This is a genomic window from Streptomyces sp. NPDC018000, assembly GCF_044328025.1.
Lineage (GTDB): Bacteria > Actinomycetota > Actinomycetes > Streptomycetales > Streptomycetaceae > Streptomyces.
In genome coordinates, this window is the sequence record NZ_JBIRGM010000013.1 from 90512 (window position 1) to 103935 (window position 13424).

Genomic DNA, 13424 nt, shown 5'->3' on the forward strand with positions numbered 1-13424 from the left:
CCGCAGGGCGGAGCCGGGGGGGCGTCTGGTGCGTGCGATCGCAGGGCGGAGGGAGGAGAGCGCAGCGGGCCGCGCCGACGACCGACAACGCAGCGAACGTGCGTGCCAGACCCCCCGGCCAGACGGGACTTTCGAAACACGCCCTAGTACGAGGGGTGGCCGGGGCGCCCGGTCAGGCGTCCCCCTCGCGCTCCGCGAGGAACCGCTCGAATTCGAGACCGATCTCGTCGGCGGACGGCAGGTCGACCGGCTCGGCGACCAGATTGCCCCGGGTCTCGGAGCCCGCGACCGCGTCGTACTGGTGCTCAAGGCCCTCCACGAGCGAGACGAGCTCCTCGTCGCCCTGGTCGATCTGCCGGTCGATCTCCGTCTGGGTGCGGTGGGCCTCCGTGCGCAGCGCATGGGCAACGGCCGGCAGCACGAGGCCCGTCGCGGCCGTGATCGACTCCAGCGCGGTGAGCGCCGCGTCCGGGTAGGCGGAGCGGGCGACGTAGTGCGGCACATGGGCGGCGACACCGAGGACGTCGTGTCCGGCTTCCATCAGCCGGTACTCCACCAGTGCCTCGGCGGAGCCGGGCACCTGTGCCTCGTCGAACGGGCTGCGGTGGCCGGGCATGAGGTCCGTGCGGTTGCCGTGCGGGGTGATGCCGACGGGGCGGGTGTGCGGGACGCCCATCGGAATGCCGTGGAAGTTCACCGCGAGGCGGACACCGAGGCGCTCGACGATCTGCCCGACAGCGGCGGCGAAGCGCTCCCACTCCACGTCCGGCTCGGGCCCGGAGAGCAGCAGGAACGGCGCGCCGGTGGCGTCCTGGACGACCCGTACGTCGAGCGTCGGGGTCTCGTAGGCCGCCCAGCGGTCGCGACGGAAGGTCAGCAGCGGACGCCGTGCGCGGTAGTCGACGAGCCGGTCGTGGTCGAAGCTGGCGACGACCTGGTGCGGCAGCGTTTCGAGCAGACCGTCGACGATCTGTTCACCGGTCTCACCCGCGTCGATGTATCCGTCGAAGTGGTAGAGCATGACCAGGCCGGCCGACTCCTGGGCGAGCGCCATGTCGACGACGGCCAGTCCCTTCGGCTCCCATTCGTACAAACTCTGCGGATCAGGCACGGTTACCGCTCCTCCTCGTGTTCTTGGAGAGGAACGCCCGGCGGGGCACGGGCATTCCCGGACCGTGCCCGTTCACTCGGCGTTTCATGCCAGAAGTTGCCGGGCGATCGGCCCGTGCCTCCCTGTCGCCCGTCACGCCGTAACCGTGCCGCAGATACGAGTGAGGCCCACTCCCCGAAGGGAGCGGGCCTCACTCTCAGCTACTGCAGCCGATCACCGGCCGGAGGGCAGAGCGTCAGCTCTGGCCGCCCGCCAGCTTCTCGCGCAGGGCAGCCAGGGCCTCGTCCGACGCCAGGGCGCCGGAGTTGTCCGCGGACTCCGAGGAGTACGAGCCGCCACCGCTGCCGCCGGAGGCAGCCGGGGCGCCACCGGCCGGGGCGGCAGCGCCCTCGGCAGCAGCGGCCTCGTCGGCCTCGCGGGACTTGATGACCTGGGCCTGGTGCTGCTCGAAGCGCTGCTGCGCCTCGGCGTACTGCGTCTCCCACGCCTCGCGCTGGGTCTCGTAGCCCTCGAGCCAGTCGTTGGTCTCGGGGTCGAAGCCCTCGGGGTAGATGTAGTTGCCCTGGTCGTCGTAGGACGCAGCCATGCCGTACAGGGTCGGGTCGAACTCGACCGAGGCCGGGTCGGCACCGAAGGACTCGTTGGCCTGCTTCAGCGAGAGGCTGATGCGGCGACGCTCGAGGTCGATGTCGATGACCTTGACGAAGATCTCGTCGTTGACCTGGACGACCTGCTCCGGGATCTCCACGTGGCGCTCGGCCAGCTCGGAGATGTGGACCAGACCCTCGATGCCCTCGTCGACGCGCACGAACGCACCGAACGGAACGAGCTTGGTGACCTTACCGGGAACGACCTGCCCGATCTGGTGCGTACGAGCGAACTGCTGCCACGGGTCTTCCTGCGTCGCCTTGAGCGACAGCGAGACGCGCTCGCGGTCCATGTCGACGTCGAGAACCTCGACGGTGACCTCCTGGCCGACCTCGACAACCTCGGAGGGGTGGTCGATGTGCTTCCAGGACAGCTCGGAGACGTGCACGAGACCGTCGACGCCGCCGAGGTCCACGAACGCACCGAAGTTGACGATCGAGGAAACGACGCCGGAGCGGACCTGACCCTTCTGCAGGGTCGTGAGGAACGTCTGGCGGACCTCGCTCTGGGTCTGCTCCAGCCAGGCACGGCGGGACAGGACCACGTTGTTGCGGTTCTTGTCCAGCTCGATGATCTTGGCCTCGAGCTCCTTGCCCACGTAGGGCTGGAGGTCGCGGACGCGGCGCATCTCGACAAGGGAGGCCGGCAGGAAGCCACGGAGGCCGATGTCGAGGATGAGACCACCCTTGACGACCTCGATGACGGTACCGGTGACGATGCCGTCCTCTTCCTTGATCTTCTCGATCGTGCCCCAGGCACGCTCGTACTGAGCGCGCTTCTTGGACAGGATGAGGCGGCCTTCCTTGTCCTCCTTCTGGAGAACCAGGGCCTCGATCTCGTCGCCGACCTTGACGACCTCATTGGGGTCGACGTCGTGCTTGATCGAAAGCTCGCGGGAGGGGATGACGCCTTCGGTCTTGTAACCGATGTCGAGCAGGACCTCGTCCCGGTCGACCTTCACGATGACGCCGTCGACGATGTCGCCGTCGTTGAAGTACTTGATCGTCTCGTCGATCGCGGCGAGGAAGGCTTCCTCGTTACCGATGTCGTTGACCGCTACCTGCGGGGTGGTGGCGGTGGTCTCGGTGCTGCTCGTCATGTGGGAAAGGGCTCCGGTACGGACAGTGAGTCGTAGGTACTGCTACGCCGGGAGCCCGTATCGCCTCTGCAGAAGCCGGACAGCCCGGGAAGCACCGAACCCGCTGAACGGGAGGCACCTCGTGAACCGAGGGGACATACAACAGACGCGAGCGCGGCCTGCTAGGTCTGAGGCGCGCAGGCTCGCAGCGCAACTTGTAGCATACGGGGGCGGCCGGACACGGTCAATGCGCGAAGGCCTATACCGGGGACACAACGGCTCATATCCGACAAAATTCGTGCTCTCCGACGCCACATCGGCCCGGGAGACAATCTGTGGGTACGGAGCCGTACTCACGGGTTCCCCTCGCAAACTACAACGACGGACACGATGAGCCAAGAGATCTACGCGGCCGAACCCGAAGCGACTCGCCGCAGCGCGTCGGAGGCCGAGAGCAGCCGGGCCAGCCGCGGCTGGTGGGACCGGAACGCCGACGAGTACCAGAGCGACCACGGCGCCTTCCTCGGCGACGACCGCTTCGTCTGGGGTCCGGAGGGGCTCGACGAGGCCGAGGCCGGTCTGCTCGGCCCCGCCGAGTCGCTGAGGGGCCTGGACATCCTGGAGATCGGTGCGGGCGCGGCGCAGTGCTCGCGCTGGCTGGCCGCCATGGGCGCCCGTCCGGTGGCCCTGGACCTCTCGCACCGGCAGCTGCAGCACGCGCTGCGGATCGGAGACGAGGTCCCCCTGGTGGAGGCGGACGCCGGGGTTCTGCCGTTCCGGGACGGCTCCTTCGACCTGGCGTGCTCCGCCTATGGCGCGGTGCCGTTCGTCGCCGACCCCGTGCAGGTGTTCCGCGAGGTGCACCGGGTGCTGCGCCCCGAAGGCCGCTGGGTCTTCTCGGTGACCCATCCGATCCGCTGGGCGTTCCCGGACGAGCCGGGGCCCGAGGGACTCTCGGTCGCGGCCTCGTACTTCGACCGCACTCCCTATGTCGAGCAGGACGAACAGGGCAATGCCGTGTACGTCGAGCACCACCGGACGCTGGGCGACCGGGTGCGGGACGTGGTGGACGGCGGATTCCGGCTGGTCGATCTCGTCGAACCGGAGTGGCCCGCCTGGAACGACCAGGAGTGGGGCGGCTGGTCCCCGCTGCGCGGGCATCTGATCCCCGGGACGGCGATCTTCGTCTGCGTACGGGACTGAGGCCCGGCTCCGGGTACGGGAGCGGGGGCACGTCGTACGAGACTGGGGGCGTGATCCGTACCGACGCCCTGGACCAGTTGCCCGTACGCACCGCTGTGCCCGCCCTGGAGCGGGCGCTCGACGACCGCGGTGTCGCGGTGCTGTGCGCGCCGCCGGGCACCGGCAAGACGACCCTCGTGCCGCTGGTCCTGGCCGGTCTGGTCGGGGGCGGCCCGGTGCGCCGGGTGGTGGTCGCCGAGCCGCGGCGGATCGCGGCACGGGCGGCGGCGCGGCGGATGGCGTGGCTCATCGGTGAGCAGGCCGGCGGGCGGGTGGGTTTCACGGTCCGCGGGGAGCGGGTGGCGGGACGCGGCACCGTGGTGGAGGTGGTGACCACCGGGGTGCTGCTCCAGCGGCTGCAGCGCGACCAGGAGCTGACCGGAGTCGATGCGGTGATCATCGACGAATGTCATGAGCGGCATCTGGACGCGGACACGGTCGCCGCGTTCCTGCTTGACGTGCGGGAGGCGATCCGGCCCGATCTGCGGCTGGTCGCCGCGTCCGCGACGACGGACGCGGAAGGCTGGGCACGGCTGCTGGGTGATGCCCCGGTGGTGGAGGCGCAGGGTGTTTCGCATCCGGTGGAGGTGGTCTGGGCACCGCCCGCCGGACGGGTGCGACCGCCGCATGGGATGAAAGTCGATCCGGCGCTGCTGACGCATGTCGCCTCGACGGTGCGCCGGGCGCTCGCCGAGCGGGACGGCGATGTGCTGTGTTTCCTGCCCGGCGTCGGCGAGATCGGGCGGGTGGCGGGGCAGCTGGCAGGGGTGGCCGCCGAGGTGCTCCAGGTCCACGGGCGGGCTCCGGCGGCGGTGCAGGACGCGGTGCTGGCCGGGTCGTCCGGCAGTCGGCGGGTGGTGCTGGCGACGTCGGTGGCGGAGTCGTCCCTGACGGTGCCCGGTGTGCGGGTCGTGGTCGACTCGGGGCTGGCCAGGGAGCCGCGTACCGATCACGCGCGGGGGCTGAGCGCGCTGACGACGGTACGGGCGTCGCGGGCGACGGGGAGACAGCGGGCGGGCCGGGCCGGGCGTGAGGCGCCGGGTGCGGTGTACCGGTGCTGGGAGCAGGCGGAGCACGGGCGGCTGGCGGGGTTCCCTTCCGCGGAGATCAAGGTCGCGGATCTGGCGGCATTCGCGTTGCAGGCAGCGTGCTGGGGCGATCCGGACGCGTCGGGGCTGGCGTTGCTCGATCCGCCGCCCGCGGGTGCGATGAGCGCGGCCCGCGAAGTGCTGACGGCGGTCGGCGCCGTGGACGCCGACGGACGGGTCACCGACCGGGGCGTACGGATGTCCCGGCTGGGCCTTCATCCGCGCCTGGCACGGGCCCTGCTGGACGGCGCCGCCGAGGTGGGCGGGCGACGGGCGGCCGAGGTGGTGGCGCTGCTGAGCGAGGAGCCGCCGCGGGAGTACGGGGACGATCTGGCAGCCGCGCTGCGTACCGCCCGGCGGGGCGGGGACGGCTATGCGGCGCGTTGGCGGCAGGAGGTCCGGCGGCTGTCCTCGTCGGTCGGGGATGCGGGCGGGGGTTTCGTTCCGGACGATGGTGCCGTCGGTCTGATGGCCGCGCTGGCGTTCCCGGAGCGGGTGGCGCGGGCCCGGGGCGAGGGGGCGTTCCTGATGGCGTCGGGTACGGGGGCAGAGCCGCGGGACGGGTCGGGGCTGCGCAGTGCGCCGTGGCTGGCGGTCGCGGTCGCCGACCGGCCCGCGCACGCGGCGTCCGCGCAGGTGCGGCTCGCCGCCGTCATCGACGAGGACACGGCGCGGACGGCCGCCGGGCATCTGCGGTTCGCGGGCGAGGAGGTCCGCTGGGCCGACGGCGATGTGGTGGCGCGCCGGGTGGAGCGGCTGGGTGCCGTCGAGCTGTCGGTGCGTCCGCTGAAGAAGCCGGCGCCCGAGCTGGTGCGTGAGGCGCTGGTGGAGGGCCTGCGTCGCGAAGGGCTCGGGCTGCTGCGCTGGACGCGTGAGACCGAGCAGTTGCGGGAGCGGCTCGCCTTTCTGCACCGGACGTCGGGGGCGCCCTGGCCGGATGTGTCGGACGGTGCGCTGCTGGACCGTACCGAGGAATGGCTGGAGCCCGAGCTGTCACGGGCCCGGCGGCGCTCCGATCTGGCGCGGATCGACGCGGGGCAGGCGTTGCGGCGGCTGCTGCCGTGGGCGACCGGTGAGGCGGCCCGCCTGGACGAGCTGGCGCCGGAGCGGATCGAGGTGCCGAGCGGATCCCGTATCAGGGTGGAGTACGGCGGGGCGCAGCCCGTACTCGCGGTGAAGCTCCAGGAGCTGTTCGGCCTGCAGGAGACCCCGAGGGTGGCCGGGGTGCCGGTCCTGGTCCATCTTCTCTCCCCCGCCGGCCGTCCCGCCGCCGTCACTGCGGATCTGGCGTCGTTCTGGCGGGACGGCTACCGGGCCGTGCGGGCGGAGCTGCGCGGCCGCTATCCGAAGCATCCGTGGCCGGAGGACCCCACGACGGTGGAGGCGACCCGGTTCACGAAGGCGCGGCTCACGAAGCAGTGAACGCCGGGAAGTCGGCGCAGAACACCCCGGTCCGGCGCGGTCAGGCGACGGCGGGTTCCGGTTCCTCCCGCCGGGAGCGAGCCTCCAGCCACAGGGCGAGCGCGAGCAGTCCGGCAGCGAGCAAGACGAATCCCCAAGGCAGGTACGAGGTGAGCAGCAGGATCAGCACGCGCTGGGACTTGACCAGGGCAACGGTCGAATCGATGTAGTCCTGGCGCATCTTCACATGCCCGGCGAACGCGGTGACGGTGTCCTGGGACATGCCCATCGCCTTGGCGTTGCGCAGTTCCTCCTTGTGGATCTCCTCGCCGTTGACAGGCGCTCCGGTGACCGGGTCGACCCAGAACATCCGCTTGGTGCTGTACCAGCGGGTCATACCCGTCTTGGCGACCTGCTCCGCTGTCACGCCCTTGATGGGCATCTTCTTCGGCATCGGGACCTTGGTCCACGGGATGGTCTGCTCGAAGTAGTAGACGTCCATGCCGCGGAAGGTGCGGGTGCCTTTGTAGTGGATGGGCGAGCTCGTCCGGGTCTGGGCGTCGAAGTACTCGTAGTCGCGCTTCTCGGTGAGGAAGGGCCACTTGAACTCGATGCCCTCGCGCCTGACCGGGTCGCCGTCGACCGATTCGCCGGTGGCGTGGACGGGTGCCTGGCTGTGGGCGTCGAAGATGTAGCGCTCGGGGATCTCGGAGACCATTTTGCCGTTCGGGTCGACGATGTAGCTGAGGGAGTCCCAGACGACGACGTCGCGGCCGGCGCTGCGCTCGATCTTCTCGGACTCCTCCACATTGCCCTTGAGGGTCTGCACGATCGTGACCTTGGGGACCTGCTTGACCTTCATGTTGTCGTTGTAGTCCAGGAGTGTGGCAGGCTTCGCCTCCAGCACCGTCTCCTGGTACTGACTGGGCGGGATCTTCGCCAGCCTCGGGAAGGCGTACCAGCGCAGCAGTGGCGACATGGCGGCGAAGAAGACGGCGAACGCCAGGAGTACGAGGCTGGCTCGGCGGCGCATGGTGGTGCCCTCCCTCGGCTTCTGTTGCTTCTTCCGGTTACTGGCTCTTGGGGCCCGGGACGGTGGTCAGCAGGGGTTTGGGCGAGGTCTCTCCGGGTGGGGCGCCGATCGTGGTGATGGTGAAGACGAGCGCGAGGGCTGCGGCCAGCCCGATGGCGGCGGCGACGAGAGCACGCATGCCGGTCCTCCCGGAGAGCACGGATCTGATGGGTCGTCAGGGTTGAGCACCGTAGCAATGCGGGCGCGAGATGAGAACACGTGGAGCAGCCCCTCTGCCGGGGTGGCGGCAGAGGGGCTGCTGCGATGTGCGGTCAGGCGGCGGGGGCCGCTGGGGACTCGACCTTGAGCTCGATGACGACCGTGGCGCCGCCCTCGGCGGTGAGGCGCAGCTTGTACGTGCCGGCGGTGCCGTCGGCGTAGATCTTCGGGAGCTTCAGGATGCCGTCGGCGTCGGTCTTGAGGTCCGTGAGGGTACGGACCGTCTTGCCGGCCGCGTCCTTGAAGTACGGGCCCTTGTCGTTCCGGACCGGCTCCGCGGCGTCGGTGATCATGGTTGCGGTGACGGCGACACCCGCGGCGGTCGCACCCTTGTAGGTGGCCTTGACCTCGACGGTGTCGGCGAACTCGGCGCCGGGCGCGGCAGTCAGTGCCTTGTCGTCGGTCCTGGCGATCGCGTCGGCCTGCCGGGCGTTGACGGTCGCGGTGTAGGTGACGGCGGGCAGCGAGCGGCCGGTGGCGACGGCCCGCACCGTGAACTTGCCCGTCGCCTCACCCGCCTGCAGAACGGGGGCGGTGACAGTTCCGTCGGCTCCGGTGGCCAGGGTGACCGCGTTCTTCCCGCCGGCGAAGGTGGCGTCCGTGTCACCGGTGATGGTGAAGGTCACGGACACCTTGGCGAGCGGGCCGCCGAGCTTGTTCTTGGCCCGCACCTTGATCCGCTCGGTGAAGGCGTCGCCCGCGGTGGCGGTGAGCGCGCCGGTGCCGGCGTTCTCCACGCCTGCGAGGGTCTCGGACGGCGCGGGCTTGGGGGGCGTGGGCTTGGGGGGCGTGGGCTTCGGGCCGGCCGGAGTGCCGTCACCCGGCTTCTGCGGCTTCTGCTTCCGAGGCGGGGTCGGAGACGGCGAGTCGCCGGGAGTACGGGGGTTCGGGCCCGGGTCCGTACCACCGCCAAGGCCCGGCGGGACCACGCCGGTGCCGTCGGGGATCTCGTGGGTGCCGCGCTGGTAGTAGTCGAACCAGGAGCGGACCGTTCGGAGGTAAGCGTCCGAGTGGTTGTAGCTCAGGACCGCCCGGTCGAGATCAGTGGCGATGGACAGATCGCGGGAGCCCGCACAGAGATAGCGTCCGGCGGCGAGCGCCGCGTCGTAGATGTTGTTGGGGTCCTTGCGGCCGTCTCCGTTGCCGTCCTGGCCCCAGGTCGCCCAGGTGGACGGGATGAATTGCATCGGGCCGACAGCACGGTCGTGCGTCGAGTCCCCGTCGTACGCCCCGTTGTCGGTGTCCTTGATCATGGCGAAGCCCCGGCCGTCGAGGACCGGGCCGAGGATCGGGGAGAACGTGGTGCCGTTCGCGTCGACCCTGCCGCCGCGCGCCTGGCCGGACTCGACCTTGCCGATCGCGGCGAGCAGCTGCCACGGCAGTCGGCAGGCGGCGTCGCTACCGTCGACGGTCTGTTCGGCCTTCTTGTACGCGGCCACGATCGAAGCCGGTATGCCGGACTGAGCACTGCCGGCGATGGGTGAATCGGTGGCTGTTTCCGGCCTGTTGGGCGTGTTCAGCGGGGGCAGGTCCGTGTAGTACGGCGAGTTGCCGGTGGCCGCACTGTCGTCGGGTGAAGGTACCGCTCCGGCGGACTGCTGATCGCCGCTCCCGGTGACCAGCGTTGCGTCAGGAGCCCCTGAGGCGGAGAGCGCCGCCACGGCTGCGGCGGCCACAGCGGTAGTGGTCGCCCCCCTGCGAAGTCGGCGACCGAATTGCGCTGCCATACCTCTGGCCCCTCCCCTTCGACGACTGTCCGCGCTCCCAGCGCCTGGACTCAGGCGAGCCTACGGCAACTTGTGCCGCCACAACACCGTAAGCTGACCGATTTTTACATTTTTTTCATGTTTTGTACAGCAAGTTACACGGCGGCCGTCGGGCAGGCGACGGCGGCTCGCGCATACTTGCCGCCATGCCGTTCACACTCAGTCATGCCGCAGCCGTGCTACCGGGGATGCGGCGGAACGGAACGGCGCGCGGGCCGCTTCTCGCCTCTGCCCTCGTCGCCGGTTCGTTCGCCCCCGACGTGACGTATTACGCGGACACCGCGATCCCGGGGGCCATGGAGTTCGGGCAGGTCACCCACTCGGTGTGGGGCGTGTTCACGGTCGATGTGCTGCTCACCGCGGCGGTGGTGGCGTTGTGGCTGCTGCTGCACGAGCCGTTGACGGCGCTGCTGCCGAGGGCCTGGCAGGGGCGGGTGCATGCGTTCGCGAGAGGGCAGCGGCACGGATCGGGCCGGGGGGCGTGGCGTGTCCGGGACGGTGGGTGGTTCGTACTGTCGGCGGTCATCGGGTCCGCCGCCCATGTCGTCTGGGACGCCTTCACCCATCACGACCGGTGGGGTGTGCGGTTGGTGCCGGTGCTCGACGGGAGCGTCGGAGGATTTCCCGTTTTCCAGTGGGTGCAGTACGGCAGTTCGGCGGTGGCACTCGCCGTGCTCGCCTGGTTCACGGCTTCGGGGCTGCGGCGCACCGGTGCGCACGCTGGTATGCGTACGTCGGGCACATCGACACCCCGCTGGACATCATCCCGACCGCCTGCTTCGGCGCCGGGGCGGGACTCGCGGTGGGCTTGGTGCTCTACGGGGCGTGGATGCGGCTGCGGCAGCCGCGCGCTTCCGTGCCCTCGGTCGCCGGACGGGCCTGATTCGCCAGGGGCGTCCTGAACGAACCCGCTGACCCGCCCGGCACGCCGTCACGTCAGTGCGCTGCGGACTCCCAGTCCGTACCGACACCCACCGAGACATCCAGCGGGGCACGCAACTGCACGGCCGTGGACATCTCGTGGCGGAGGATCTCCTCCACCTGCGCCCGCTCACCCTCGGCGATCTCCAGGACGATTTCGTCATGGACCTGGAGCAGCATCCGGGACTTCAGCCGCGCCTCGGTCAGCGCCCGGTCGACGTGGAGCATGGCGACCTTGACGATGTCCGCTGCTGTGCCCTGGATCGGTGCGTTGAGCGCCATCCGCTCGGCCATCTCGCGGCGCTGGCGGTTGTCACTGTTGAGGTCGGGAAGGTAGCGGCGGCGGCCGAAGACCGTCTCCGTATAACCGGTTGCCCTGGCCTCCTCCACAACGCGGTGCAGATAGTCACGCACTCCGCCGAACCGCTCGAAGTAGGTGTCCATCAGGCCGCGCGCCTCGCCCGCCTCGATGTTCAGCTGCTGGGAAAGACCGAACGCGGAGAGCCCGTACGCGAGTCCGTAGCTCATGGCCTTGATCTTGCGGCGCATCTCCGGGTCGACGGCCGATTTGCCGACGCCGAAGACCTGCGAGGCGACGGTGGTGTGCAGGTCCTCGCCGGAGGTGAACGCCTCGATCAGGCCCGCGTCCTCGGAGAGGTGGGCCATCACCCGCAGTTCGATCTGGCTGTAGTCGGCCGTCATCAGCGTCTCGAAGCCCTCACCGACGACGAAGCCCCGGCGGATCGCCCGGCCCTCGTCCGTACGGACCGGGATGTTCTGCAGATTGGGGTCGGTGGAGGAGAGCCGACCGGTCGCCGCCACCGTCTGGTTGAACGTGGTGTGGATACGGCCGTCCGCCGCGATCGTCTTGATCAGTCCCTCGACGGTGACCCGCAGCTTCGCCTGCTCACGGTGGCGCAGCATGATGACCGGCAGCTCGTGCTCGGTCTGCGCGGCAAGCCAGGCCAGGGCGTCGGCGTCCGTCGTGTACCCGGTCTTCGTCTTCTTCGTCCTGGGCAGGCCCAGCTCACCGAAGAGGACTTCCTGAAGCTGCTTGGGCGAACCGAGGTTGAACTCACGGCCGACCGCGGCGTGCGCCTCCTTCACCGCCTGCTGCACCGCACCGGCGAACTGCTGCTCCATGCCCTCCAGATGGGCCCGGTCGGCGGCGATGCCGTGCCGCTCCAGGCGGGCCAGCAGAGCGGACGTCGGCAGCTCCATGCCGTGCAGCAGCTCGGTCGCGCCGACCTCTGCCAGCCTGGCGGTGAACGCGTCGCCCAGATCCAGGACGGCGCGGGCCTGCGCCATCAGGGCGTCCGCCTCGGCCTGGTCGTCCGCGCCGAAGGCCAGCTGGCCGTCGGACGCCGCCGCGGGGGCCAGCTCCCGGCCCAGATACTCCACCGCCAACGCGTCCAGCGCGAAGGAGCGGCGGCCGGGCTTGACCAGATAGGCGGCCAGCGCGGTGTCCATCGTGACGCCGTCGACCTGCCAGCCGTGCTCGGGGAAGACCCGCATGGCGCTCTTCGCGTTGTGCATGACCTTCGGCCGGTGCGCATCGGCGATCCAGGCGGCGAACGCCTGCTCGTCGCCCTCGTCGAGCTCCGCGGGGTCGAACCAGGCCGCCGCCCCGTCGGCCGCGGCGAGCGCGATCTCGGTGACCGTGCCGCTGCCCACCGCCCAGGTGTCGACGGTGGCGACGCCGAGCGGCTGCTCGCCGTGCTCGGCGAGCCAGGGCGCCAGCTCGCCCGCGCCCAGCACCGCGCCATCCAGCTCGATGCCCGCGGCAGGCGCCGGGGTCTCGTCCTCGGCCGCGCCCGGGTCGACGGCCAGCAGCCGCTCGCGCAGGCTCGGGTTACGGATCTCCAGGACGTCCAGCACACCCTTCACCGCGGTGCGGTCGTACGGTGCGCGCTCCAGGTCCTGCGGGGTCTTCGACAGCTCCACATCGCGGACCATCTCGGTCAGCCTGCGATTGAGCCGCACCGCGTCCAGGTGGTCCCGGAAATTCTGACCGGCCTTGCCCTTGACCTCATCGGCGCGCTCCACCAGCTCGTCGAACGACCCGAACTGGTTGATCCACTTCGCTGCGGTCTTCTCGCCGACGCCCGGAATGCCCGGAAGGTTGTCCGACGGGTCACCACGCAGCGCCGCGTAGTCCGGGTACTGCTGCGGCGTGAGCCCGTACTTCTCCTCGACCTTCGCCGGGGTGAAGCGCGTCAGCTCCGAGACGCCCTTCGTCGGGTACAGCACCGTGATGTTGTCCGTGATCAGCTGGAACGAATCCCGGTCACCGGTGACGATCAGCACCTCAAAACCGGCCGCCTCGGCCTGCGTGGCCAGCGTGGCGATGACGTCGTCCGCCTCGAAGCCGTCGACCGCGAAACGGTCGGCGTGCATCGCGTCGAGCAGCTCGCCGATCAGCTCGACCTGGCCCCTGAACTCATCCGGGGTCTTCGAACGGTTCGCCTTGTACTCGGGGAACTCCTCCGAGCGCCAGGTCTTCCGGGAGACGTCGAACGCCACCGCGAAATGCGTCGGCGCCTCATCACGCAGCGTGTTCGCCAGCATGGACGCGAAGCCGTACACCGCGTTCGTCGGCTGCCCCGACCCTGTCGTGAAATTCTCCGCAGGCAGCGCAAAGAACGCCCGGTACGCCAGGGAGTGCCCGTCCATCAGGAGCAGGCGCGGTCGGTTGTCTGCCGTCTTCTTCGATGCCGTCTCAGCCACGCCCCCGATCCTGCCACGGACCACTGACAATCCCGACCGGACATGTCTCGCCCAACGCTCTGCCGGTGCCTCGTGACAGGATCGAGCACGGAACACGTACCGCATCAATGCGTACAGCGCACTGCGCAGGTTCGCTGTTGGCTCAAAGGGG

8 protein-coding genes and 1 pseudogene are annotated in these 13424 nt (G+C 70.1%); 3 read left to right on the forward strand and 6 right to left on the reverse strand.

Annotated features, from left to right (window positions below; translation table 11 throughout):
• Window positions 1-172: 172 nt before the first annotated feature.
• Together ACH4EW_RS23840 and rpsA are read right to left on the reverse strand one after the other, a co-directional pair.
• Complete coding sequence (locus tag ACH4EW_RS23840) at window positions 173-1111, reverse strand: PAC2 family protein (protein WP_398260016.1); 939 nt, start codon at window positions 1109-1111, stop codon at window positions 173-175.
• 235 nt (window positions 1112-1346) lie between these two features.
• Window positions 1347-2858 carry a 30S ribosomal protein S1 gene (gene rpsA, locus ACH4EW_RS23845; protein WP_072483117.1) on the reverse strand — a complete coding sequence of 504 codons (1512 nt, stop codon included), beginning with the start codon at window positions 2856-2858 and terminating at the stop codon, window positions 1347-1349.
• A 369-nt stretch (window positions 2859-3227) separates the two neighbouring features.
• Here rpsA and ACH4EW_RS23850 point away from each other — a divergent pair, with 369 nt between their 5' ends.
• Both ACH4EW_RS23850 and hrpB read left to right on the forward strand, forming a co-directional pair.
• Window positions 3228-4040 carry a class I SAM-dependent methyltransferase gene (locus ACH4EW_RS23850; RefSeq protein WP_398260018.1) on the forward strand — a complete coding sequence of 271 codons (813 nt, stop codon included), beginning with the start codon at window positions 3228-3230 and terminating at the stop codon, window positions 4038-4040.
• Window positions 4041-4090: 50 nt separating this feature from the next.
• Window positions 4091-6589: an ATP-dependent helicase HrpB gene (gene hrpB / locus ACH4EW_RS23855; RefSeq protein ID WP_398260020.1), complete on the forward strand. Its 2499-nt coding sequence runs from the start codon at window positions 4091-4093 to the stop codon at window positions 6587-6589.
• Window positions 6590-6629: 40 nt separating this feature from the next.
• Here hrpB and ACH4EW_RS23860 read toward each other — a convergent pair whose 3' ends face one another.
• The 3 genes from ACH4EW_RS23860 to ACH4EW_RS23870 all read right to left on the reverse strand — a co-directional run bounded on the left by ACH4EW_RS23860 (window position 6630) and on the right by ACH4EW_RS23870 (window position 9586).
• On the reverse strand, window positions 6630-7601 hold the full coding sequence (locus ACH4EW_RS23860) for a DUF3068 domain-containing protein (protein ID WP_398260022.1): 972 nt from the start codon (window positions 7599-7601) through the stop codon (window positions 6630-6632).
• 37 nt (window positions 7602-7638) lie between these two features.
• The gene (locus ACH4EW_RS23865) at window positions 7639-7779 is read right to left on the reverse strand and encodes an SPW_0924 family protein (RefSeq protein ID WP_351202575.1); all 141 of its coding nucleotides are present in this window, start codon (window positions 7777-7779) and stop codon (window positions 7639-7641) included.
• 133 nt (window positions 7780-7912) lie between these two features.
• The gene (locus tag ACH4EW_RS23870; RefSeq protein ID WP_398260025.1) at window positions 7913-9586 is read right to left on the reverse strand and encodes a lytic transglycosylase domain-containing protein; all 1674 of its coding nucleotides are present in this window, start codon (window positions 9584-9586) and stop codon (window positions 7913-7915) included.
• A 185-nt stretch (window positions 9587-9771) separates the two neighbouring features.
• On the opposite strand from ACH4EW_RS23870, the pseudogene ACH4EW_RS23875 reads away from it, so the two are divergent.
• Window positions 9772-10508, forward strand: a pseudogene (locus ACH4EW_RS23875) (DUF4184 family protein).
• 53 nt (window positions 10509-10561) lie between these two features.
• Here ACH4EW_RS23875 and polA read toward each other — a convergent pair.
• Window positions 10562-13273 carry a DNA polymerase I gene (gene polA, locus ACH4EW_RS23880; protein WP_398260027.1) on the reverse strand — a complete coding sequence of 904 codons (2712 nt, stop codon included), beginning with the start codon at window positions 13271-13273 and terminating at the stop codon, window positions 10562-10564.
• Between the last annotated feature and the right edge of the window lie 151 nt (window positions 13274-13424).